The following is a 24159-nucleotide window of genomic DNA, read 5'->3' as shown; positions in this document are numbered from 1 at the left end:
AACTGATTCCCGACCCCTTCCAATTCCAATTATTCCGAATTGAACCGGCAATAAAGACCGATCATTAAAATTCGATTCGGCATGTTTTTCCACTTCCGTTTCTTCCGGCCGGGCGCCGTGGCGGCGAACACGCAACACCCCGCCGCACAAGCCCCCACATGCCGCACGGAATCCTCACAAGGTGACCTGTTGTCGGCATATAATTTTTCGCAACAATCGTGCAGAGCGCGATGCTTTCACATTGACCGGCCACCCTTCCATCGCATCCGCAACCATGTCATCCCGCTCGTCCAGTTCGGCGTCGCCTCGTCCCACGCCGGATCTTGCTGACGCACATATTCTTGTCGTCGACGATCGCCCAAACGACCTGCGGCTCCTGACCGAAATCCTGCGTGCCGCACGGTGCCGGATCAGCGTCGCGTTCGACGGGCTGCAGGCGTATCACCGTGCCCAGGCGATCGCGCCCGACCTGATCCTGATGGATGTCCGGATGCCGCGCATGGACGGCTTTGCCGCGTGCCGGCTGCTGGCGTCGACGCCGTCGACGCAATCGATCCCGGTCATCATCCTGACGGCCGCGGGCGATCTCGAGGATCGCATCGCGGGGCTCGAAACCGGTGCGATCGACTACATCATCAAGCCGTTCGAGCCGACCGAAGTGCTGGCCCGGATCCGCAATCACCTGAAACGCGCGCGGCGCAGCCAGCCGTTCGCGCATCTGCCCGAGCTGCCCGACAACCCGGATGCGGCCCTCGTGCGCGCGGCGTCCGAGGTCCTGCTGCGCGACCTGCGCCATCCGCCGGCGCTCGAGGAGCTCGCCAAACAAGTCGGCACGCACGAGAAGCGCCTGTCCCGCGTGTTCCGCGACCATCTCGGCCAGACCGTATTCGAATATCTGCGCGACACGCGCCTGCGCGCCGCGATGCACTTCCTCGCGGGGACGTCGATGGGCATCGGCGACATCGCCGAGGAAATCGGCTTTTCCACGCCCGGCAACTTCGCCACCGCCTTCCGCGAACGCTTCGGCGTCACGCCGTCCGACTGGCGGCGCCAGCGCCATGCGGTCAATGCCCCGCCCGCCCCCCCCGGGGCGCACCATCACGATGCATAGGCGCCACGCGGCATGGGCAGCCGGATGTCGCGCGGTGCTGCTGCTTCTGCTCGCGATGGCCGTCACCTGCGCGACGGCGCGCGCCGCGTCGACGCCGAACCCCGCCCAACTGGACGCCGTGTCGGTATTCGAGGACGCGAGCATGACGATGTCCGCCGATCAGGTCGCCGCACGGCTCGCCGATCCGGCGCATGGCACGCCGGTGGCCGGCACGTCGTCGTTCAACGTCGAGTTCTCGCGATCGGCGTGGTGGATCCGCGCCACGCTGACCAACCGCGACAGCGCCGCGCGCCCGCTGGTGCTGGTGATTCGCGACGCCCGCGTCGACCGGGCGGACTTCTATCTCGGCCAGAACGGCCGGTGGACGCTCGACAGCCGCTTCCCGGCCGCTGGCCCCGGCGGTGATGCCGCCGCGCCGTCATCGCGCTACCCGGCGATCGACGTCACGTTGCGCGCCGGCGAAAGCCTCCCAGTGCTGATCCGCGTCACGTCGCGCAAGGAAATGCGGCTCGCGCCGGCCGCGTTCACGCGTGCGGCGTGGGATGCGCTGGAACGGCGCGCGACGATGTGGGACTTCGGCTTCTTCGGCGGGCTGCTCGCGCTCGTGTGGTGCGCGCTGCTGATCGGGTTCTTTTCGCGCAGCGGCGTGTTCCATGTGCTGGCCGCGGTGGCGCTCGGCACGACGCTGTTCGAAGCGGCTTACCGGGGCTATATGGCGATGGCGTTGCCGCCCGCGCTGCGTGAATGGTCCGCGCGCGGCGAAGTGATCTTCGCGTACCTGGCGGTGTCCTGCTTCATCGTCTTCATCCTGATGGTCGCCCGGCGCGAGCAGGCGAAGCTGCCGATGCGCGCGATCTACATGGCCTTCCTCGCGCTCGAAGGGGTCGGCATGATCGGCGCCGCGTGTGGCGACCTGCTGACGTTCACGTGGTTCTGCCTGCGGCTGAACGCCGTGCTCGGGATCGTCAACATCAGCCTCGCGCTGCTGCTCGCGATCCGCCGGACGCCGACCGGCCGCGTGATGCTGATCGCCATCGCGATCGCCACCTTCAACATGCTGATCCGCGTGCTCGACGGCATGAACACGCTGCCGCCGGCGCTCGCCTGGCTGAAATCCGACATCTTCCCGAACCCCGTCATCGCGATCGTCGGGCTCGCCACGCACCTGCTGGTGCTGGCCGCATGGATTCATCACGTCGGCCGCCAGCGTACCGAGGCGAGGAAGCGGCTCGAACACTGGCAGCTCACCGAACAGGATCGGCTGCGCGACGAAGTCGCACGACGCACGCTCGCGCTCAACGACGCGCTGCAACAGGTGACGACCCACATGCAGCAGAAGATCGAGACGCTCGGCTACGTCAGCCACGACCTGCGCGCGCCGCTGTCCACGATCAACGGCTACGCGAAGCTGCTGCTGCAAGGCGCGACGCGCGGCCAGGCGCGGCTGATCCGGTCGATCGACCGCAGCATCCGCTACCAGCTCACGCTGATCGATGAACTGCTCGCGTTCACGAAGGCCGAGCTGCAACCGCTCGGCGTGACGCCGGACACGACCGACCTGCCCGGCCTGCTCGACGACATCGGCCACTATGCGGTCGCGCTGTGCGCGCAGCAGGACAACCGGTTCGTCTACCGGCCGGCCACGCCGCTGCCGCACATGGTGTCGATCGACGGCATGCGGCTGCAGCAGGTGCTGCTCAACCTGCTGTCCAACGCATCGAAGTTCACGCACGACGGCACGGTCACGCTGTCGATTCATGCCGCGCGCGAAGGCGACACCTGGCGACTGCTGTTCGAAGTGGCCGATACGGGCATCGGGATCGACATCAGCGGAAACCGCGACATCTTCCGCGCGTACCAGCAGGTGCAGGCCGTGAACGGCGGCACCGGGCTCGGCCTGTTCATCGCGCAGCGCATCGTCGGCGCGATGGAGGGCGAGCTGGCCGTCGCCAGCCAGCCGGGCGTCGGCACGGCATTCTCGTTCGCGATCGTCGCGCCGGCTGTCGGGCACGCGCTCGTGCCGGTGTCGGAGCTCGTCCGGCGGTTTCAACCGGACGGCGAGGCCGAGCCGGACGTCCCCGCGCCCGCGATGCCGTGCCCGCCCGACGATGCGCTCGACCAACTGATCCTGCTGGCCGACAACGGGCAGCTGACCGATATCGAGGAATGGCTCGGCCCGTATGCGGACGAGCCGGATTACGCGGCCTTCGTGCGGGACGTGCGCGAACACCTCGATGCACTGGATCTGGACGCGATCGGGAAACTGGCCGGCTCGCTGAAACAGGCGCGCCGCGCCGCGACGGCATTCGACGCCGAAGCCGACGCGGCCGGGCCGGCCTGACAGCACCGGCCACCGCGTCGCGTACGCGCCGATCGGGCACCGGCCGGCCGCCGGATGCGACAGCCCGCGCATCGGCACCGCCCACCGTCGCGTCAGCACGCTTCGTGCCGCGCCCCCCCGCCGGACGGATGCGCGCTACAGCCGCCGCATCGTCGAAACCAGTGCGGCGCCCTCGTCGGGCGATGCCGGCCGCGCCCGCACCGGGTCGCGTTCCCGTCTCGGCGCACCGAGCCCCGTGCCGCCCGTGCGCCGCCGCGCGGCGTGCCGCTCGATCACACGTTGCAGCACGCAGAACACGCACAGCAGCGCGCCGATCACGATCCGCGTCCACCACGAACTCAACGTGCCGTCGAACGTGATCAGCACCTGGATCGTGCCGAGGATGCCGACGCCGAACACCGAGCCGACCACGTAGCCCACGCCGCCGGTGAGCAGCGTGCCGCCGATCACGGTCGCGGCGATCGCGTCGAGCTCCATGCCCTGTGCCTGCAACCCGTAACCCGACAGCACGTACAGCGTGAACACGACGCCGCCGAGCGCCGAACAGAAGCCGCTCAGCGCGTACACGCCGACCTTCGTGCGCGCGACGGGCAGCCCCATCAGCAGCGCCGAACGCTCGTTGCCGCCGATCGCGTAGACGTTGCGGCCGAAGCGCGTGAAATGCGCGACGTAGATCGCGCCGGCCAGCGTCGCGAGCGCGACCAACGCGCCCGCGCTCAGCGTGCCGCCGCCCACCGGCACGCTGATGCCCCCGATCGCATGAAACACCGGCTCGTTGATCGTGATCGACTGCGTCGTGATCAGGAAGCACGCGCCGCGCGCGAGAAACATCCCGGCCAGCGTGACGATGAACGGCTGCAGCCGGAAATAATGGATCAACGCCCCCATCGCCGCGCCGTACAGCGCGCCGAACGCAAGCACCAGCGGCACGATCACCCACACGGGCCAGTGCAGCCGCTCGGCGCCCACCGCGCAGAAGATCGTCGTCAGCGCGACGACCGAGCCGACCGACAGGTCGATGCCGCCCGACACGATCACGAACGTCATCCCGATCGCAACGATCAACAGGAAGGCGTTGTCGACGAGCAGCCCGGTCAGCACCTGCATCGAGAAGAAGCCCGTGTAGGTCACGGACCCGAAGCCGAACAGCGCGGCGAACAGCACGATCGTCACGACGATCGGCAGCGTGCGCGGGTCGGCGAGCCGGCCAAGGAATCGGTTCATCGCGGCGTCGCTCCGGTAGTGGCGCGCGAACGCGCGGAAGACAGCAGCCGTGACGCGTGCCGGACGACCAGCGCGCGCGCCGCGTCCGACTGGATCAGCGTCACGACGATCACGACGACCGCCTTGACGACGAGCGTCGCTTCCGGCGGCACGCCGATCGAATAGGTCGTGTAGGTGAGCGTCTGGATGATCAGCGCACCGAGCACCGAGCCGGCGAGGCTGAAGCGGCCGCCGAGCAGCGACGTGCCGCCGAGCGTCACCGCGAGGATCGCGTCGAGTTCGAGCAGCAGCCCCGCGTTGTTGCCGTCGGCGCTGCGCACGTTCGAGCTGGCCAGGATGCCCGCGAGCGCCGACATCACGCCCGAGCACAGATACACGCCGAACACGACCGCGCCCGAGCGCAGTCCGACGAGCCGTGTCGCGACCGGGTTCACGCCGATCGCGCGGATGAACAGCCCGAGCGCCGTGCGGTTCACCAGCAGCGCGGTCCCGGCGATCGTTGCCAGCGCGATCCACACCGCGCACGGCACGGCCGCGAGATAGCCGCCGCCGAGCGCGAGGTAGCCGGGCGCGCCGATCGGGATGATCTGGCCGCCCGTCAGCAGTTGCGCGACACCGCGGCCGGCCACCATCAGGATCAGCGTCGCGATGATCGGCTGCATCCCGACGAACGCCACCAGCAGCCCGTTCCATGCGCCGGCCAGCAGCCCGACGCCGAGCGCGGCGGCCAGCGCCACGCCGACCCGCGACGGGTCCGCGTCGAGCACGATCGCCGCGGCCGCCCCTGCGATCGCGACGATCGCGCCGACCGAGATGTCGATCCCGCGGGTCGCGATCACGAGCGTCATCCCGAGCGACACGATCACGAGCGGCGCCGCGCGGTTCAGGATGTCGACCGGCGCGCCGAACAGGTGGCCGTCGAGCAGCGCGATCGACAGGAAGCCCGGGCGATGCGCGACGTCGAGCGCGAACAGCAGGACGAGCGTCAACGCCGGCCATGCGAGCGGATGACGAAACAGCGTGCGCAGCAGCGTCATGACTGGCCTCCCGCGATCAGCCGGTACACCTGCTCCTCGGACGCATCCGCGCCGGTGAGTTCGGCGACCTTGCGACGGTCGCGCAACACCGTGATCCGGTGGCTCACGCGTACGACTTCACTGATCTCCGACGAAATGAACAGGATCGCGAGCCCCTGCGCGCACAGCGCGAGCACGCGTTCCATGATGTCGAATTTCGCGGCGACGTCGATGCCGCGCGTCGGCTCGTCGAGGATCAGCAGCTTCGGTTCCGTCGCGAGCCAGCGCGCGAGCAGCACCTTCTGCTGGTTGCCGCCCGACAGCAGCCCGATCGGCTGCTCCGCGTCGCGCGCCTTGATGCCGAGCCGCGCGATGTACGTATCGGCGAGCTCGCGCTGCCGCGCCCGCCCGATCAGCCGCCACCAGCCGCGCCGCGCCTGCAGCGCGAGAATGATGTTCTCGCGGATCGACAGCGCGGCGACGATGCCCTCCTTCTTGCGATCCTCCGGGCAGTAGGCGATGCCGTGCCGGACCGCGTCGTGCGGCGACGCGAGCCGTGTGCGCGCGCCGTCGATCTCGATCGCGCCGGTGTCGGCGCGCTCCGCGGCGAATGCCAGTTGCGCGGTTTCGGTGCGCCCCGAGCCGAGCAGCCCGGCCAGCCCGACGATCTCGCCGGGCCGCACGTCGAGGTCGAGCGGGCTCATCATCCCGCGCCGGCCGACCTGCTGCATCGACAGGAACGGTTCCGCCTCGCCGGCGGTGCGCTCGACGGCCGCGGCGCCCGCCTGCAGCGTGTCGGACATCCGTTCGCGGCCGGTCATCTTCGCGACCAGCACGTCGACCGGCAAGTCGCGCGCCAGATACTCGCCTTCGCGCTCGCCGTTGCGCATCACGGTGATCCGGTCGGACACCGCATAGGTCTGCTCGAGAAAGTGCGTGACGAACAGGATCGCGATGCCCGATGCCTTCAGCCGGCGCAGCACGTCGAACAGCCGCGCGACCTCGCCGTCGTCGAGGCTCGACGTCGGTTCGTCGAGAATCAGCACGCGCGCGTCGACCGACACGGCCCGTGCGATCGCCACCATCTGCTGCACGGCGATCGGATACGCATCGAGCGAGCGCGTGACGTCGAGCGACAGGTCGAGTTCGGCCAGCGCCGCGCGCGAACGCGCATGAATCGTGTTCCAGTCGATCGCGCCGCGCCGCATCGGCTGCCGGCCCGCGAAGATGTTCTCCGCGACCGACAGGTTCGCGCACAGGTTCACTTCCTGGTAGAGCGTCTGGATGCCGGCCGCCTCGGCTTCGCGCGGCGCGGCGAAATTCACCGGCGCGCCGCCGACGCGAATCTCGCCTGCGTCGTGTGGATGCACGCCGGTGAGCACGTTGATCAGCGTCGACTTGCCCGCGCCGTTCTGGCCCATCAGCGCATGGATTTCACCCGGAAACAGCCGGAAGTTCACGCGCTGCAGCGCGTTCACGCCCGGAAACGACTTGTCGATGCCGATCATCTCGACCACCGGCGGACTCTCCATGCATCCTCCCTCGAAACGGTTGGCGCCCGGGCGGCCGCGACACCGCCGCCCGCGCCGGATCGTCGGTACGTGGCTCAGTACTTGCGGGTCGGCAGCACCTGCGCCGCGACGTTCATCGGGAACACCGTCTCGTTCGTGACGATGCGCTTCGGCAGTTGCTTGCCGGCGACCACGTCCTTCACCGCGGTCATCAACTGCGGGCCGAGCAGCGGGCTGCATTCGACGTCGACGTTGATCTTGCCGGCCACCATCGCCTGGAAGCCGCCCTTGGTCGCATCGAACGACACGACGCTCACGTCCTTGCCGGGCTTGATGCCGGCCTCTTCCATCGCCTGGATCGCGCCGAGCGCCATGTCGTCGTTGTGCGCGTAGACGACGTTGATCTGCTTGCCGTAGGTCTTCGCGAACGCTTCCATCACCTGCTTGCCGCCGGCGAGCGTGAAGTCGCCGCTTTGCGACGCGATCACCTTGAATTTCGGATTGCTCTTGATCACTTCGAGCAGGCCGGCCCGTCGGTCGTTGGCCGGCGCCGAGCCGACCGTACCCTGCAGCTCGACGATGTTGATCGGGCCCGGATCGTTCTTGTAGTGCTCTTCCATCCAGTGGCCGGCGCGCCGCCCTTCCTCGAGGAAGTCCGAGCCGATCATCGTCACGTACAGCGACGGGTCCTTCACGTCGACGCCGCGATCGGTCAGGATCACCGGGATGTGTGCGGCCTTCGCTTCGGTCAGCACGGGCTCCCAGCCCGATTCGACGACCGGCGAGAACGCGATCACGTCGACCTTCTGCGCGATGAACGAGCGGATCGCACGAATCTGGTTCTCCTGCTTCTGCTGCGCGTCGGAGAATTTCAGGTTGATGCCGGCGTCCTTCGCCGCGCCCTTCACCGACACCGTGTTCGCGGTGCGCCACGCGCTTTCCGCGCCGACCTGCGAGAAGCCGAGCGTGATGGGTTTCTGCTGCGCGTGCGCGCCGCCGGCCAGCACCGCTGCCGCGGCGACGATCGCGCCGGCCGCCAGCTTCCTGATGAATGTCATGGTTCGTCTCCGATGATGTCGTTGTCTGCCGCTGCGCTGTTGTGTTTCTGCTTGGCGCAGGCGCGGGTCGGGGCTGTGCGCCGGCCGGGGCTTCGCGTCGGCCCGGTCTGCATGCCCCGCATCAGTCTAGAAACAAGTCCGATAACCTTCTAATGAAATATTGGATTGGGGAGATGTCGGATTCGGCATACGTATAAACACCTAAACGGGCGGTTCAACCCGTTCTAGCCGGCCTTGGCCGCGTTTGCGCGACCTTTGCACGGGCCGCCTCGACCAGCGTGACGAGCGTTTCCATCTTCGTTTCTCCCATCTGCTTCGACGTGAGCCGCGCGTCGACGAGGCTCACGATCGCCAGATCGAGCGACGGCACGACCACTGCGTACTGTCCGAGATGGCCGTCGGCCCAGAAGGCCCGCCGCGACAGCAACGCGTCCGGCCGCGCGCGCCGCTCGCCGAGTCGCTCGTCCACCACAGGTAGCCGTAGCCACCGGTACGCGTGTCGGAATACGGCCGCGTCGATTCGACGACCCAGTCGGCCGGGACGATCTGCCGGCCGCGCCAGCGGCCGCCATGCAGGTACAGCAGCGCGAAGCGGGCAAGATCGCGCGCGCTCATCGCGAACGGATAGGCCGGATAGCGCGTCGCGCTGCCGCCCGACACGTAATGCCCGTCCGACGGCGTGTAGTCCTGCATGCCGACGGGAATCGCGATCTCGGTGAACAGCGCATCGAAGATGCGCGTGCCGGTGCTGCGCTCGTAGATCGCGCCGACCGTATTGAAATCCCAGTTGTTGTAGTACCAGAACGTGCCCGGCGGGTGACTGCCGCGCTGCGGCCGCAACGCCTTCATCGGCACGGTTTCGTACGTCGCCGCGTGATAGACGCCCGAGCGCGCCTGCAACAGCATCCGCACGGTCGCCTGTTTTTCGGCGGGCGAAAGCGCCGGCGCGGTGTCGTCGATTCCGAGCTGGGCGAGCGTATCGTCCAGGCGCATCTGGCCGCGCGCGACCGCAATGCCGACCAGCGCGCTCAGGAAGCTCTTGCGTGCGGAATGAAGGTTCGACTTGCGCGCGACGTCGCCCCACTGCGCGATCACCGCTCCGTCGTGAACGATCATGCCGGACGTCGAGCCTTGCGCCTTCGCATACGCGACGGCGCGGTCGATGCCGTCCGGCGAGAAACCGTGCGCGGCGGGGGCGGCCTGCGTCCATTCGGCGGCCGGAAAGACCGGCGACGACGCCTCTGGCGCGGATGGCGGTGGTGTAGTCGGTGTCGGCGGCTCGGACTGACATCCGGCAACCAGCGCGACAACGCCGGCAATGATCGGCACCCGCCACGCGCACCACCGGCGCGTTGCTGCGCGGCTTCGTAAAACGCTCGTTCCAGCCGACATCGTCGGTCTCCGCGGTCGCTTCGATGTTCGTTTAACGTGACACGGCGGCGAATCCGTCGCGGTTCAGCCCGGTTTCGCTGGCCGACGTGGCGCGCCCTCGAAAACGGCTCCCGGCATATTACCGAAGCTGGCTGACAGCACGATCGGCATCACAGCCGCAGCAGGGCCGGGAACGGCGCACGATTCTTGCTGCGCGGTTGGAACATACGAACGAGCAGGAGAACAACATGCGCGCAGGATGTCGACCCGGAATGCAGTGGGACGATACGCAGATCGGCACACCCGGCGATCGACGCGCCGCAGCATGAATAAGCGCACGACATCGCAGTCGAAGGCGTGCATGCCCACCGGGCCGCTGCGTCATGTCGACGACCGTCGCCCCGGCTATACGCGCCGGCCGCTCCGCAACGGCTTCGCGTATTACGGGCCGGACGGTGTGCGAGTGCGCGATGCCGACGAAATTGCCCGTATCAACGCGCTGGCGATTCCACCCGCGTACACCGACGTGTGGATCTGCATGGACCCGCGCGGCCATCTGCAGGCCACGGGCCGCGATGCACGCGGACGCAAGCAGTATCGCTATCACCCGCTGTGGCGCGAGACGCGAGACGCGAACAAGTACACGCGGATGGCGGCGTTCGCGCGTGCGCTGCCGCGCATCCGCGCGCGCGTCACGCGCGATCTGGCGTTGCCGGGTATGCCGCGCGACAAGGTCGTGGCGACGATCGTCCGCTTGCTCGACACGACGCTCGCGCGGATCGGCAACGCGGAATACGCGCGCGAAAACGGCTCGTACGGTCTGACGACGCTGCGCAAGCGACATTTGAAAATTCAGCCCGGCCAGGTGCGGCTGCGCTTCGCCGGCAAGAGCGGGATCGAACACGACGTGACGGTTGACGACGCGCGGGTCGCGCGGATCGTACGGCGCTGCGCCGAGCTGCCCGGGCACGAGCTGTTCCAGTATGTGGACGACGACGGCGCCCGCCATCCGGTCGGCTCGTCCGAGGTGAACGACTACCTGCGCGAAGCCGGCGGCGCGGATTTCACCGCGAAGGATTACCGGACCTGGGCTGGCAGCGTGCACGCGCTCGGGTTGTTGCGGCGCACCGAGCATCGCGGCGTCACGCACGCGCGCAAGCAGATCGTCGAGACCGTGCGTGCGGTGGCCGAGCTATTGCGCAACACGCCGGCCGTGTGCCGGCGCTGCTACATCCATCCGGCCGTGCTCGACGCGTTCGAGGCGGGCACGCTCGCCGCGCTCGCGGTCCGGCGTACGCCGCGCGGCTTGCGCGCGGATGAAGCGGCGTTCGTGGCGTTGCTCGTCACTGCCAGCCGGCGAGCGGGGAGATGATCCCGCCCGTCGCACCGAGGCCCGGTCGACGCAATCGGCGCGGCGTGAACATCTCGGAATCGGCGTAAGTATCAACACCCGCGCACCAGAAGACGAACCGGGCACGGCCACGGGGCGGCGACGTTCCGGGCACCCGTCTCCACGGTCAACGGGCGAACAATGGCTTGTGTCCCGTCGCTTTCAACGCGGCATTGATGTCATCGCGTGTATTGACGGCACGGCCGTCCACGTTGCAATCCGATTGCACCGGCTTTGCGCCGGCGGCAAATCCCACACCGCTCAGCTCGGTCGCGACCCATTGCGGATGATGCTTTTCCAGCGCGAACGTCATGATCCCGGCCTGGTCGTCCGTCAATATCAATCCGCCATCCTTCTCCGCCAACGCAACGCATAAAAATGCGGCATCGTGGTCCTTGAGCAGGTCGACCACAAAATAGCGATAGTCCTTCATCTCCGGCTCACGGTCGTTCAATCGATGTACGGCCGCCAGTATTTGGGCGCGGTCAGGGTCGCTCTTGTCCAGATCGCGGGCAGACGCCACGTTGGCGAGGGTCGCGCCGAGAATCAGTGCGCATGCAGCAAGCTTGGATACCTTCATCATCAACAATGTTCGAGAATCAACCAATCGTTCAGGGGCGATCCGTCATTGAGCGGTGGCGCGGCCGTTCAGGATATCGGCGACAGGCTCGTCCATTTCATCGACCCGGACACGCGCGGCGTGTTCCGCCTGCCGATCGAACCGCATCGTACACCGTCGGGCGACGCGCGCATCGTTCATCCGGAGCATCTCGACCGTCGGACGGGTTTTGACGCGCGATCTTCCGTTTCGACGAACGCCCATACCTCGACGTCAGAGGACGCTCGTCGGCATATCGCGTCGCTGACCGCCGACCTCGCGCGACGCCCGAGTCGTTGCCACTCCCCCTTTCACGCGTGACCGATGCGAACAGATGCCGGCCGACACGCCGTCCGGCGCCCCGGTCGACCGGACGTGCTTCAGTGCAACCAGCACTGCCTGAACCCGATGTCGTTTACCACCGGGTTCCGGGCGCATGACCGATAGCCGCTCGCGCCCGTTTCCCTAAACTGGTTCGCACAACACACCTGCCCGGTGTCGTCCGCTGCGCGCGTCACGCCACCGGCATCGAGGCATCCCCGAGACATCTGCCTTCGCTGTCCGTCGGCCCGTACGCCCCCGCTGCATTCCTGCCGGCCGCGCCGCCAAGGCCATTCCAGGAGAGTTCATTGAGCCCGTCGCAAACGCGCCCCGCGAAAGCCCGATCTTCGCGCAAGTCCGTCAAGCTGGATGACATCACGATCGTCGACCCCGCCGTCCTCAAGCGCGCGGTCGGCGCCATGGCGTTCGGCAACGCGATGGAATGGTTCGACTTCGGCGTGTACAGCTACATCGCCGTCACGCTCGGCAAGGTGTTCTTTCCGTCCAGCAGCCCGTCCGCGCAGCTGCTCGCGACCTTCGGCACGTTCGCGGCCGCGTTCCTCGTGCGCCCGCTCGGCGGCATGGTGTTCGGCCCGCTCGGCGACCGTATCGGCCGCCAGCGCGTGCTCGCCGCCACGATGATCATGATGGCCGTCGGTACCTTCGCGATCGGCCTGATCCCCAGCTACGCGTCGATCGGCATCATAGCGCCCGTGCTGCTGCTCGTCGCCCGCCTCGTGCAGGGCTTCTCGACCGGCGGCGAATACGGCGGCGCAGCCACCTTCATCGCCGAATTCTCGACCGACAAGCGCCGCGGCTTCATGGGCAGCTTCCTCGAGTTCGGCACGCTGATCGGCTATACGCTCGGCGCGGCGACGGTCGCACTGCTCACCGCGTCGCTGTCGCAGGAAGCGCTGCTGTCGTGGGGCTGGCGCGTGCCGTTCTTCATCGCCGGCCCGCTCGGCCTCGTGGGGCTCTACATCCGGCTGAAACTCGAGGAAACGCCCGCGTTCAAGAAGGAGGCCGAAGCACGCGAAGCGGACGAACGCACGCGGCCGAAGCAACGCTTCGCGACGCTGCTCGTCGAACAGTGGAAGCCGCTTCTGCAATGCGTCGGCCTCGTGCTGATCTTCAACGTGACCGACTACATGGCGCTGTCGTACCTGCCGAGCTACCTGTCGGCGACGCTGCACTTCCGCGAATCGCACGGCCTGTTCCTGGTGCTGCTCGTGATGGTGCTGATGATGCCGATGACGCTCTACGCCGGGCACCTGTCGGACAAGGTCGGCCGCAAGCCGGTGATGATGGCCGGCTGCGTGGGCCTGCTCGTGCTGGCCGTGCCGGCGCTGATGCTGATCCGCACCGGCGGCATGCTGCCCGTGTTCGGCGGGATGCTGATCTACGGCGTGCTGCTGTCGACGTTCACCGGCGTGATGCCGTCGGCGCTGCCCGCGCTGTTCCCCACGCGCATCCGCTACGGCGCGCTCGCGATCGGCTTCAACCTATCGGTGTCGCTGTTCGGCGGCACGACGCCGCTCGTCACCGCGTGGCTGGTCGATCGCACCGGCGACCTGATGATGCCCGCGTACTACCTGATGGGCGCATCGTTCATCGGCATCGTGTCGGTGCTCGCGCTGCGCGAAACGGCGCGCCAGCCGCTGCCCGGCTCCGCGCCGTGCGTCGCGAGCCGCGCGGAGGCACTGAGCCTCGTTCGCGGCCGGGCCGACGAAGCGCGCGGGCGGGACAGGAAGCTCACGCCGGTCAGCGAACGCGCGTGATACGGGCGCGGGTAGCGCTGGCGCTCATGACGTGACGCGACGCCGCGCGACATGCACCGGCGTCGCGCGCGTGAGCGTCAGCCTGCCGACAGCCGCTGCGCGTCGAACCAGTCGAGCAGCCTGCGCGTGACGAACGCGGGATTTTCCAGATTCGAAATGTGACCGGCGTCCGGCACCAGCGCATGGGTGCACCCGATCACGCTCACCATCTTCACGGTTTCCGACGGCGGGCGTGCCATGTCGCCCGCGCCGCACATCAGCAGCGTGCGTTCGGCGTCCAGTTCGGCAAGTGCCGGCAGCGTGTCGGGCCGGCCGAAGATCAGCCGGCCGAGCGGGACGATCGATTGCCGCAACCGGTCGGCCGGCAGGTTCGCGAGCGCGTCGCGAAACGCGGACGGCACCGGGCCCGCCAGATTCACGTCCGGCCGGAAGAACAGCGGCACGATCGCATCGAGCAGCGGCGGCGCGATCACGCGCGCCCGGCGCTGTGGCGCGAGCTGGTGGATTGGCGCGACGACCGGTCGGCGGGCGGTAACGGCGAGCCGGATGCTCGGCAGGATTGAGCGTTCACGTACGTCCCGGTGCCTCGAAAGACCACCGCAAAAGCGACCGCGGCGCCGGACAACCTCGGTCGTCCGGCGCCGCGTCGGGCGAAGCACGCGATTCAAAAATCAGAACACCGCGTGCCCGCTGATCAGGCTCGGCAGCCAGGTCGAGAAGAACGGCAGGTACGTGACGATGTTGATCGCACTGAAGATCGCGAGGTAGTACGGCCACGCCATCTTCGTGGTCTCCCCGATCGACACGTTGCCGATCGCGCAGCCGACGAACTGCACCGAGCCGATCGGCGGATGCACGAGGCCGAGCGAACAGTTCAGCAGCAGCATGATCCCGAACTGCACCGGCCCGACGCCGCACGCCATCGCGATCGGCAGGAACAGCGGTGTCGTGATCAGGATGTGCGCGGCCATGTCGACGAACGTGCCGAGAAACACCTGGATGATGTTGATGTACAGCAGCATCAGCCACGGCGCGGCGGTCGACTGCTTCAGCAGCCCTTCGATCGCATCCGGAATCTCCAGGTACGACATCTGGAAGCGCAGCATGTTGGACACCGCGATCAGCAGCAGCACGACGCCCGTCGTGCGCGCCGCATGCGACAGCGCGCGGCGCAGCTTCTCGGCCGTCAGCGTCCGGTAGACCACCGCGGTCAGCACGAGCGAGTACACGACGGCAATCGCGGCGGCTTCGGTCGCGGTGGCGATCCCCTTCGCAACGCACACGAGGATGATCGCGATCACCATCAGGCCGGGCACCGCGCCGACGAAGCTGCGCAGCACCGTATACCAGCCGGGGAACGCGGGCAGCGCGGACGAACCGTCTTCACGGCGCGGATAGCCGTGACGCACGGCCTGCCAGTACGCGGCGGCCAGCACGAAGCCCATCACCCACAACACCGGCAGCAGCCCCGAGAACAGCAGGTCGCCGATCGACACGCCGCTCACCGGCTGGCCGTGCAGCATCCCGGTGATGCCCTGCGCGGCGAACGCATAGATGATCATGTTGGTCGACGTCGGCATCAGCGCGCCGGCGAGCGACGCATGCGTCGTCACGTTCACTGCATACGCGGCGCTGTAGCCTTCGCGCTTCATCAGCGGAATCACCACGCCGCCCATCGCCGACGTATCGGCGGTCGGCGAGCCCGACACGCCGCCGAACAGCGTACAGGCGACGACGTTCGCCATCCCGAGGCCGCCGCGGAAGTGGCCGACGGTCGCCTGCGCGAAGCGCAGGATCCGGTCCGCGATGCCGCCATGCAGCATCAGTTCGCCGGAGAAGATGAAGAACGGCACCGCGAGGAACGAGAACGCGTTCATTCCCGAGATCATGGCCTGCATCGCGGTCGCGATGGGCAAGCCTTCGACCATATAGGTCAGCACGCAGGCGATGCCGAGCGCGAACGACACGGGCACGCCCAGCACGAGGAAAATCAGAAAACTGACGGACAGGATCGCGAGTTCCATGGCGTTATTGTCCCGGCGAAGAACGACGAAGCGCGAGCAGGTGCTCGAGCGAGAAGAGGATGATGGCGATCGCCGCGGGCATCGCGATCAGGTAGCGCACGCCTTCGGGCAGCCCGATGATCGGGATGCGGTCGCCCATCGTCTCGGCGGCCATGCTGCCGCAGCCGATCATGATCATGATCGCGAACGCGATCAGGCTCAGGTGCTGGATCGCGATGACGACCGTGCGCGCCTTCGGCGACAGCCGGCGCACCAGCGAATCGAGGCCGATATGGCCGCCGTCGCGCACCTTCATCGCGGCGCCGAACATCGCGATCACGATCACGAGCAGCAGCGCGATCGGCTCCACGAAATCGGGCGCGTTCTCGAACACGTAGCGCATCACGACCGCGTAGAACACCAGCACCGTCAGCACCGCGAGGCACGCCGACGCAATCACGGCCAGCACGCGGAACAGCACGTCGTTCACGCAGCGCAATAGCGGTGCCGTGTGCGGCCGCGCCGGCGCCGCGCCGTCGGGGGCGGCGCCCGGCGAGCCCGCGGCCGCCGCGCTGTTCAGGGAAGTGCGACGCGTCACTTGGTGGCCTCGATCTCGTCGACGATCTGCTTCATCTGCGGTGTCTTCTCGTACTTGGTCCACAGCGGCTGCATTGCCTTCACGAACGCCGCGCGGTCAATCTGCGCGGCCGGCAGGATCTTCGCGCCGCCCTTCGTCACCAGCTGCTGCGCGGACGCCTCGCGCGCGGTCCACAGCTTCTGGTAGTACGGCACCGAATCGGCCGCCGCCTTCCTGATCGCCGCCTGCTCCTGCGGCGACAGCGTGTCCCAGACCTTCTTCGAGAACACCAGCACTTCCGGCGTCATCGCGTGCTGCGTCTCCGAGTAGTCGGGCGCCACTTCGTAGTGCTTGGTTTCCTCGTACGACGGCAGGTTGTTTTCGGCCGCGTCGACGAGGCCCGTCTTCAGGCCCGTGTATACCTCGGCGAACGGCATCGGCGTCGGCGTGCCGCCCATCGCCCTGATCTCGTCGACCATCAGGTCGGACGGTTGCACGCGCACCTTCAGCCCCTTCATGTCCGCCGGCGAGCGCACCGGGCGCTTCGCGTAGATCGAGCGCGCGCCGCTCTCGTAGAACGTCAGCGCGATCATCCCCTTCGCGGTGAACGCGTCGAGGATCTTCTGCCCGGCCGGGCCATACATCGCCTTGCGGAAATGATCGACGTCGCGGAACAGGAACGGGAACGACGGGATCAGCGATTCCGGCACGATCTCGTTGAACGACGCGCCGTTCACGCGCGCCATGTCAATCGCGCCGATCCGCACCTGGTCGACCGTGTCCTTCTCCGAGCCGAGCGCGCTGTTGCCGAACACCTTGATCGAATCCTTGCCGCCCGTCTGCTTCGACAGCTCGTCGCCCATGAACTTCACGGCCATGTTGGTCGGGAAGTTGTCGCCGTGCACGTCCGCCGAGCGGAACACGCGCGCCTGGGCGGACATCGCGAAACCGGCCACCAGCGCGACGGCCAGGGCGATACGGGAGCGGTTGAATCGGTGCTTCATCGTCAGTCTCCTTGATGGTTGTGCTCGTTGTTGCGCGGCGATCCGCCGGCATGCGCATTCTTCGGCGCCGTGCTCGCTGACCGCTGAGTCATACGTCGTATGACGTGTTGACGCGAATGTACGTCGGTTAATCGTTTAACTCACTTGGTGCATACCCGTAGAGGCTCTGTTATGGCAGGCTTTTGGGACATTTCAGGGAATCGTTTTCTCTGTTTAGACGAATTTGCGCGAAACGTTTTTTGGGAATGGGTTCGCATTCAAGCCGGACGGCCAGCCGACGGCTTTTACCATTGCCGGAAATCTAACTTTCGCTTCGTTTTCAATTGTTGTAGGATGTCTGATCACGAAGCCGGCATGCCGGTGCGATGTCATGAATACGGGCCGGCCGAACACAGCCGCGGAAGGAACTACGGGGAATCCGGGCAGGGACAGGCGCCTACGCCTGCCCCGCCGTAGGGCGCCAGAGTATTTGCGACTGGCGCCACGGTTTTGCGACTCGGTGTGACTAAGTTACTGCGACTGCCCTACGCATTGTCGACAACACCCCGTGATGTCGCCGCCCGGATTCATCACTAATATGTCGCATGTTCGCGTAGAGCGCGCGGCTGACACCATGCTTTTCCGACTTTCGACCAAGTCGATGTAACCGACTTGGCTCGAAACGATCGCTGAAGAACAAGTCGGTGCTTGAGTCATCTTGCACCGTAGAAATGCCGGTACTGCCACGCGGCCCGCCTGATTAACTCGTCGTCCGGCCATGGGCCGGTTCCAAATCTGCCGACCGATAGAGCCGTTAGATCGATCGGAGGGGCACCGTCAACGATCCACGCGGCGAGCATCTCCCCCAGTGCCGGGGCGATGGAGAGTCCAGCAACATTGCAGCCGCTCGCGAAGTAAAACCCCTGAATGGCGGGCGCGGGGCCGACGATGTGCTGGCCATCTGCCGTCATCGTTGGCAGCCCGCCACGATGCTCCCGTATCTCTGCCTTCAAAAGGATCGGAAGCTGGGCCTCGACGTCCCGAGCGTAGTGCCAGAGAATCTCGGCGTCGAGCGACAGATCCTTGATGTCGAAGTTGGCGTCGAAGCCATTCATGTCGAAGAATCTCGGATTTTCCTCGTAGACTCCCCAGAGAAATCCTCCATCACAAGGTCTCATATACACCGCAGCATCCATAATTCGGACCATCGGCAATTCGGCTCGGGCATCGGGCACGGGTTCGGTGACGAACAATTGCTGCGCTGTCGTAACAAGAGGCACTCGAATTCCGCTGGCTTCAGCCACTTGTCGCGTCCAGGCGCCGGCTGCATCGACAACGACCGGGGCTTGTATGCGACCGTATGCGGTGTCGACCCCGGCCACTGCGCCGTCCTCAATCAGGACGCGCGTCACCGCCGTGTTGGGCAGTAACACGGCTCCGTTTGCCTGCGCTGCACGAGCGAAGCCGACGGCCAGTTGCGCGGGATTGAAATACATGTCATCGCCGATGCGCATCGCCGCAGCCACTCCCGTTGTTTGAAGAAACGGATTGAGCCGGTGAGCCTCGTCGATGGAGAGTGCCTCCACGTCCAGGCCGTGGCGCTGGCCGCGCAGGATGTCTTCCTGAATGACCTCGGCATCCACCGGTCGCCGTGCTACCTTGACGCTGCCCGAGTGCACCCAATCCAGGGGCTGGCCGGTATCCTCAGAGAATTGTCGGATCCTGTCAGCCGCCAGCTTGATCAGGTCGATCATTAAGTCACTCTTGCGCATGCAACTCACCATGCCAGCAGCTCGCGGAGAGGTCTGTGAGCCGATTTCGAGGCGCTCGACCAACGCGACCCGGAGAGCGCCTCTCTTTGCTACGTGGAAGGCCGTCGCCGCTCCTAGCCCGCCTGAGCCAATGACGATCACATCTGCCGATTCGATCATTGATGCATCTCCTGTCTATCACGCGGGCCGAACTACCAAGCGGAAGGGGCCTTGACACATGATAGACCTCGGAACTGAGGCGAAGGCGGCCGTGAACTGACGGACGGCTGTTGGAAGGCGACAGCTGGCATCGGCCGCGAAGGTGGAAACGACCACAACGTGTCAGCACGCGATCGCGATCTCATCGGAAATCGACGAAGCGTTCCAACTATTGCGTGTCGAGCCCGTGGGGCTTGCCGGAATGAATGGCCGATGTGCACTCGAAAGCCGCCGTTTTGCGTGTGAGGGATCGAATGACGGCAGAGGGTCGACTGCTGTCGACTCATACTGGGGAAGCGGCAATTCATGCACAATGTCGAATCGTCGCCCTTTTGGCGGGAGTCGGCGTTCAAACAGCGCGAGGTTCCGCAGACCATTGACCGTTCGTTCACACTTTCGCACGAACGGACTGCCCCACCTGAGCTGCGACCCAGCGATAGTGCTACCACTTTTGCTGCACGCTCCTCACGTGTTTGCGAACCGCGTACAAGCCCTTCAACTCATGCGAACGTTCTTGTTATGCCAGAAGATTTCGAAGTTCACGGCCCGCACGATCATGCAGTAGAGCACCCTGCGGCGCATGAAGAAAACCACGGAGCGGCGCGCATCGCCGTGATGACTGCCGTCCTCGCCTGCGTCGGCGCGATTTCCGCTTACCAGAGCGGTGCGGACGAGAATTTCGCGTTGCTGCACAAGAACGAGGCCGCGATCCAGAAAACCGAGGCGGCTAACCTCTGGGCCTATTACCAAGCAAAGGGCGAGAAGCAGAATCTAGCCGAGCTCGGAGCGGCGTTGAGCCAGGAAGCGTCGCCGCAAAGAAAGCGTTTCGAAGCAGACGCGGCGCGGTATCGCGAAGAGAAGGAGCCGATCCGCAAGCGCGCCGAAGCGCTCGAGCAAGAGGTCGTGAAGAGCAATGCTGCAAGCGAGGAGCGGCTACACCGACATCATCGTTGGGCGCAGGCCACTACCATCATCCAGATCTCGATCGCACTTGCTGCGATCACGATCCTCACGCGGCGGAAATGGATGCAACACCTGTCGATGGGTGCTGCCGCGATCGGCATCGTACTGACAGGGCTGGCGCTCTTCGGTGTGTAGCGGCCCGACGAGCGCTTGTCGGCCAGGAAGAGACACGCGTCGAATCTATTTAGCAGACGTTCAGATGGCAGGTCCACCCAACAAGTAGTCATTCCATCGACGAAAGTCCGAGTCACCTTTGCGCGGCTTAGAAGAGGTCGCCCGCTTATGGAGGTAGGGCTGACTGTCCGTGGTCAGGTTCGGCTTTCCGTGCCGTGCGTCGACGTCTCACCTGATGTACGCTCGGCTTCTGATTGAACGATAAAGCTGCACCTTTCGAACAGCTCATCAAACGTCAGTATGTCAATGGAAGAAATGCTATTCCGGTAAAGCTCGAAGGACCGGAGTTGATCTCTATTCACGCCGTGCTCCGTGACGAATTCATTGAGAGAACCAACAACGACGAAGGCTCGCGGCTTGAAGTTGAACACCTCTTCGCCCGTGGGGACACCGAGTGTGTCGGTCGGTTGGATGTACTCGCTCAGACTCCTCATCGCGGAGGCGACAGTGGCTTGTACTTGCGCGACCGCGCCAGACAGCTCTTTCGACGGAGCCCAGCACCCTGAGCGGTACTGAGTGGAATCGAGTAGCTTTGTCGCGTGCGTCTTGATCTCTACGAAGCAAAGCGAACTGACGACACCTTTTGTTTTCATCAGGCCGTCGGCCCGCTTTCCGCGGTTGATCAAGTCGTGCCCTTCGACGACTTGCTCCAGTTTCTTATTGTCGAACCCGGTGACGAAGAAGTAGCTAAGGCCATAGCCGAATATCCACCGATTCCGTTCAAAAAAGGCTTGCCATAGTGCTTCATCCCCCTTTACGCCTTTAGCCACCTTCACTTGATCGAAGTAGGTCGGCTCTTTCAGCAACCTTGCAAACGTAGCAACTTGCCTCTTGCGATAGCCGAGAGCAACCACATCTTCTCTCGTGATCGCCTGACGGACGACTTCTGAGAAGATGTCTTGGTTGTCGTGAACTAAGCTCGCAGCTTGTTCCTTCGATAAGACAAGTCGCCTCAGTTCAGTATCAGTGATATTTATTTTATCCTGCGACGCAAACTCGACGGACGCAATGTTCTCAAAGAAAGCAAGAAGTTTAGGAATCTCTTCGCCAACAAATGAGAAATGAGTTTTATGTGGCGTACCTGTCTGGCCATTGAAGGCCTGAATTGTCAGGACTCGCAAGTCTCTTGTAGACTCAATAAACTTGGCGACAATCTCAGTGCGACCTTTCTCGGTGCGTCGCAGCACGATTTCCTTTTTCACTGTTGCATAGTGAAGCCCGTCCGAGTCAATTACCTTTGAGGCTATCCGCACTGCCTCATGTGCATCGATATAGATCCGCGGACTAATGTAGGTTTTTCCCGGCAACTTGTTATGATGAATCTGCTGTTCGTCGTCCATCATGCCCCCAAGGCCTCGTTGTAGCAAATCGAACCTGCACCACAAACTACGGAAATGCGGCCAAAGACGTCTACAGCTGCGGGCCGGTTGCCGACATATTGTACTTACAGTTGAACTCTTCCAGCAAAACGCGAGCGGGCAACTTCAGCGGCCGGTATGCAATCGAAAGCTGTCGCGTTCGGTCGGTGCTCCGAGCGACCGCGAAGGGTCGGCCTGCGACCGCCCGACGCGGCGCACACTCAATCTCCATTCACTTGAAAGGAGATTGTTATGGAATCCGAGAGTGTTGTGGTTGTCCCCCCGCGTCCCGTGGAACAAGGGCAAGATTACCGGGCAGAAGCCGCCGTTAAAGCTTCGGGAAATCTGGGCGATTCGGACGAGACTTCCGATGGCGTCAAACGTTCGTGAGCTCGCGATGTTCAATCTCGCGATTGATAGCAAGCTGCGGGCGTGCGACCTTACGCGGTTACGGGTCTAGGATGTCCGTCACGGAAGCCAAGTTGCGTCGAGAGCGACAGTCATGCAGCAGACGACCCAGCGGCCAGTGCAATTCGAGATCACGGAACAGACTCGTGAGAGCGTCGAAGCGTGGGTCGAAACCCGGGGACTGAAGGCGGCGGATTTTCTGTTCCCAAGCCGGATTCATACGTCACCGCACCTGTCGACGCGGCAATATGCCCGGGTGGTACACCGCTGGGTCGCATCGATTGGCCTCGACGATACCGCATACGGTACCCACACGATGCGCCACACGAAAGCTTCGCTAATCTACCGGCGCATGAAGAACCTTAGGGCGGTGCAGTTGCTGCTCGGTCACACAAAGCTGGAAAGCACAGTTCGCTACCTGGGAATCGAGGTCGACGATGCCCTCGAGATGGCTGAGCAGACCAAGGTTTGATGGCATGCCGGCCGGCGAGCGGTCGCTTGCCGGCCATGAAGCGACCTTCGCTGCCAATGGTGCTGAGACACTCCAGTGTCGGTTGCGCCCACGAAAACCGCCCTTAGACCGCATGAAACCGGCTGGGCTAACTCGAAACCGATTTTTTTGCCAACTCCTCCTTTCTTAATTTAATATTACTATGCAGCGCGGCTAAATTTTCACTCGCCTCGCGGATCTTTTTCTCTCGATTTTTTATTTCAATTATTTGATCAAGCATTAATTCTATTCCAGTCTTGATTACAGGGAACGCAATCAGGCACTCATCATCCGAAAGCTCATGCACCCCTACACTCATAATTCCGTATGCAGTCCGATTCTCCACAAGAAACTCCGGCAGATACCCTTTTAGCATTAAGATCTTTTTGTCCATATGGCATCGATCGAAGTTCTCGTGATCCCAGCCTTCGTCGCTCGCCGCTTTATTTTTTGCCTCGGCGATTAGACTTTCAAAAATTCTTCGAAAATAGACGAATGCGCCGACACCTACGCCATGCGCAGCAAGCCCAATTCCACGAGAAAGCTCATGGAATCGGTTGTCCCCTAGGATTGTGCGGTATTGCCGAATATGGGGCGCGGCAATATCGGCTATAGAAGGAAACTGGCCAATCTTCTCCAACGTCCCGTCATAGACCCGAAATACGAACACTGCCGTATGCTCTCGATTGCGCGGACAAAAAAATTCGAGCTTAAAGAGACGATTATCACGTATAGACTTAGGCTGAACCTCTCGGGTCACGCTAAGTGCAGGGTATTTATTTCCAGTGAAAACTGTATGTCGCTTACAATCAGGACAGTACATGTCCAAAGCGCCTCGGTAGTCTTCGAGTTGGATGAGCCATTCGCTTTGATCGGCGTGCAGCTTCAGCTTCTTATAAAGCGGAGTTTGAAGGCATAGCTCCTCAGGATCTGAAGGAGGAACTGACGTGACCTCGGTTCGTGCGTTACTCAAGATGACCCCTAGTAGAGTAATGGTTTAGGAGCTAGTGAGACATATCGGATGCCACATATTTTGCCCTGATCGCAGCTTGCCCACAAAGGACTGGCGACTTGTCGGTCAATATTTCGATTGTAATCTATGGGCTACTCCGGAAGTGGCTCTTCACAGACCGAGCAATGGCGGCTCCTACCAAAGGGGCGAGCGTGCACACCGGTTGATGGTGAACGTAACATGCGCCGGCCAGCGAGTTCGCCCGAATGGCCGTTTTGCCGCCGACACTTCCTCCGACGCCTAGGAAAATCGAACGACGGCATCGGGTCGGCTGCAGTCAACCGCGTACTACGAAATGCCACTACGTTGGCGCTGCAGTAAGCCAATCGCACAAACTCCGACACACCACCCCAGCATCGGTGGCGCGATTGGCCGTAAGAGGTCAGTTCAAAAACCCCGTGAGGGGGCTGTTTACTTCCTCGGCGAGCTGTTAACCTTGGGCACCAGAACAACGGAAGCCCAAGGATGGAAGCGCCGATCATTGACGACGAACTGTGGATAC

Annotated in this window: 19 protein-coding genes and 2 pseudogenes; 7 read left to right on the top strand and 14 right to left on the bottom strand. The window is 64.4% G+C overall.

Going from position 1 to position 24159, the window contains the following annotated elements; genetic code table 11:
* The first annotated feature begins 274 nt into the window (after window positions 1-274).
* Together F3J15_RS09610 and F3J15_RS09605 are read left to right on the top strand one after the other, a co-directional pair.
* Window positions 275-1111 carry a response regulator gene (locus tag F3J15_RS09610; RefSeq protein WP_166890162.1) on the top strand — a complete coding sequence of 279 codons (837 nt, stop codon included), beginning with the start codon at window positions 275-277 and terminating at the stop codon, window positions 1109-1111.
* Window positions 1104-3452, top strand: a complete 2349-nt coding sequence (locus F3J15_RS09605) for a sensor histidine kinase (protein WP_166890159.1) — start codon at window positions 1104-1106, stop codon at window positions 3450-3452. The genes F3J15_RS09610 and F3J15_RS09605 overlap by 8 nt, the downstream gene beginning before the upstream one ends.
* Window positions 3453-3587: 135 nt before the next feature.
* Here F3J15_RS09605 and yjfF read toward each other — a convergent pair whose 3' ends face one another.
* From yjfF to F3J15_RS09575, 6 genes are all read right to left on the bottom strand, one after another.
* Window positions 3588-4676 (bottom strand): galactofuranose ABC transporter, permease protein YjfF, encoded by a 1089-nt coding sequence (gene yjfF, locus F3J15_RS09600; RefSeq protein ID WP_166890157.1) that lies wholly within the window; start codon window positions 4674-4676, stop codon window positions 3588-3590.
* Window positions 4673-5713 carry an ABC transporter permease gene (locus F3J15_RS09595; protein ID WP_166890154.1) on the bottom strand — a complete coding sequence of 347 codons (1041 nt, stop codon included), beginning with the start codon at window positions 5711-5713 and terminating at the stop codon, window positions 4673-4675. The genes yjfF and F3J15_RS09595 overlap by 4 nt, the downstream gene beginning before the upstream one ends.
* Complete coding sequence (locus F3J15_RS09590; RefSeq protein ID WP_166890151.1) at window positions 5710-7224, bottom strand: sugar ABC transporter ATP-binding protein; 1515 nt, start codon at window positions 7222-7224, stop codon at window positions 5710-5712. Before F3J15_RS09590 ends, F3J15_RS09595 begins: the two co-directional genes overlap by 4 nt.
* A gap of 74 nt (window positions 7225-7298) precedes the next feature.
* Window positions 7299-8261 (bottom strand): ABC transporter substrate-binding protein, encoded by a 963-nt coding sequence (locus tag F3J15_RS09585; protein ID WP_089448813.1) that lies wholly within the window; start codon window positions 8259-8261, stop codon window positions 7299-7301.
* A gap of 214 nt (window positions 8262-8475) precedes the next feature.
* Window positions 8476-8631, bottom strand: coding sequence for a hypothetical protein (locus F3J15_RS09580; protein WP_166890149.1), 156 nt, complete (start codon window positions 8629-8631; stop codon window positions 8476-8478).
* The gene (locus F3J15_RS09575) at window positions 8604-9590 is read right to left on the bottom strand and encodes a serine hydrolase (RefSeq protein WP_205190755.1); all 987 of its coding nucleotides are present in this window, start codon (window positions 9588-9590) and stop codon (window positions 8604-8606) included. The genes F3J15_RS09580 and F3J15_RS09575 overlap by 28 nt, the downstream gene beginning before the upstream one ends.
* Window positions 9591-9957: 367 nt before the next feature.
* Here F3J15_RS09575 and F3J15_RS09570 point away from each other — a divergent pair, with 367 nt between their 5' ends.
* Window positions 9958-11004: a DNA topoisomerase IB gene (locus F3J15_RS09570; protein ID WP_166890145.1), complete on the top strand. Its 1047-nt coding sequence runs from the start codon at window positions 9958-9960 to the stop codon at window positions 11002-11004.
* Window positions 11005-11149: 145 nt separating this feature from the next.
* Here the strand turns inward: F3J15_RS09570 and F3J15_RS09565 are convergent, their stop codons facing one another.
* Complete coding sequence (locus F3J15_RS09565) at window positions 11150-11605, bottom strand: hypothetical protein (protein ID WP_166890143.1); 456 nt, start codon at window positions 11603-11605, stop codon at window positions 11150-11152.
* Window positions 11606-11650: 45 nt separating this feature from the next.
* Between F3J15_RS09565 and F3J15_RS09560 the strand changes: the two genes are divergently transcribed.
* The gene (locus F3J15_RS09560; protein ID WP_166890141.1) at window positions 11651-11941 is read left to right on the top strand and encodes a hypothetical protein; all 291 of its coding nucleotides are present in this window, start codon (window positions 11651-11653) and stop codon (window positions 11939-11941) included.
* A gap of 308 nt (window positions 11942-12249) precedes the next feature.
* Window positions 12250-13719 carry a glycine betaine/L-proline transporter ProP gene (proP, locus tag F3J15_RS09555; RefSeq protein ID WP_166890139.1) on the top strand — a complete coding sequence of 490 codons (1470 nt, stop codon included), beginning with the start codon at window positions 12250-12252 and terminating at the stop codon, window positions 13717-13719.
* Window positions 13720-13796: 77 nt separating this feature from the next.
* On the opposite strand, the pseudogene F3J15_RS09550 reads toward proP, so the two are convergent.
* The 5 genes and pseudogenes from F3J15_RS09550 to F3J15_RS09530 all read right to left on the bottom strand — a co-directional run.
* Window positions 13797-14189 (bottom strand): annotated as a pseudogene (locus F3J15_RS09550) (alpha/beta hydrolase); the annotation flags it as partial.
* Window positions 14190-14390: 201 nt separating this feature from the next.
* On the bottom strand, window positions 14391-15743 hold the full coding sequence (locus F3J15_RS09545; protein WP_166890137.1) for a TRAP transporter large permease: 1353 nt from the start codon (window positions 15741-15743) through the stop codon (window positions 14391-14393).
* A gap of 4 nt (window positions 15744-15747) precedes the next feature.
* A complete protein-coding gene (locus F3J15_RS09540; RefSeq protein WP_166890135.1) occupies window positions 15748-16320 on the bottom strand; it encodes a TRAP transporter small permease in 573 nt (190 codons plus the stop codon).
* A complete protein-coding gene (locus F3J15_RS09535) occupies window positions 16317-17303 on the bottom strand; it encodes a TRAP transporter substrate-binding protein (RefSeq protein ID WP_166890133.1) in 987 nt (328 codons plus the stop codon). The genes F3J15_RS09540 and F3J15_RS09535 overlap by 4 nt, the downstream gene beginning before the upstream one ends.
* A gap of 692 nt (window positions 17304-17995) precedes the next feature.
* Complete coding sequence (locus F3J15_RS09530; RefSeq protein WP_166890131.1) at window positions 17996-19213, bottom strand: FAD-binding oxidoreductase; 1218 nt, start codon at window positions 19211-19213, stop codon at window positions 17996-17998.
* Window positions 19214-19771: 558 nt separating this feature from the next.
* On the opposite strand from F3J15_RS09530, the gene F3J15_RS09525 reads away from it, so the two are divergent.
* Window positions 19772-20350 carry a DUF4337 domain-containing protein gene (locus tag F3J15_RS09525; RefSeq protein ID WP_166890128.1) on the top strand — a complete coding sequence of 193 codons (579 nt, stop codon included), beginning with the start codon at window positions 19772-19774 and terminating at the stop codon, window positions 20348-20350.
* Window positions 20351-20523: 173 nt separating this feature from the next.
* On the opposite strand, the gene F3J15_RS09520 is transcribed toward F3J15_RS09525, so the two are convergent.
* A complete protein-coding gene (locus tag F3J15_RS09520) occupies window positions 20524-21732 on the bottom strand; it encodes a Shedu immune nuclease family protein (protein WP_240159240.1) in 1209 nt (402 codons plus the stop codon).
* A 267-nt stretch (window positions 21733-21999) separates the two neighbouring features.
* Between F3J15_RS09520 and F3J15_RS09515 the strand changes: the two are divergent.
* Window positions 22000-22627 (top strand): annotated as a pseudogene (locus F3J15_RS09515) (tyrosine-type recombinase/integrase).
* 127 nt (window positions 22628-22754) lie between these two features.
* On the opposite strand, the gene F3J15_RS09510 reads toward F3J15_RS09515, so the two are convergent.
* Window positions 22755-23618, bottom strand: coding sequence for a short-chain dehydrogenase (locus tag F3J15_RS09510; RefSeq protein WP_166890125.1), 864 nt, complete (start codon window positions 23616-23618; stop codon window positions 22755-22757).
* Between the last annotated feature and the right edge of the window lie 541 nt (window positions 23619-24159).

It is taken from the genome of Burkholderia sp. Ap-955 (assembly GCF_011753045.1).
Classification (GTDB): Bacteria; Pseudomonadota; Gammaproteobacteria; order Burkholderiales; family Burkholderiaceae; genus Burkholderia; species Burkholderia lata_D.
Note: the sequence above shows the minus strand (reverse complement) of the source record. Positions and strands in the feature narration are given on the sequence as shown.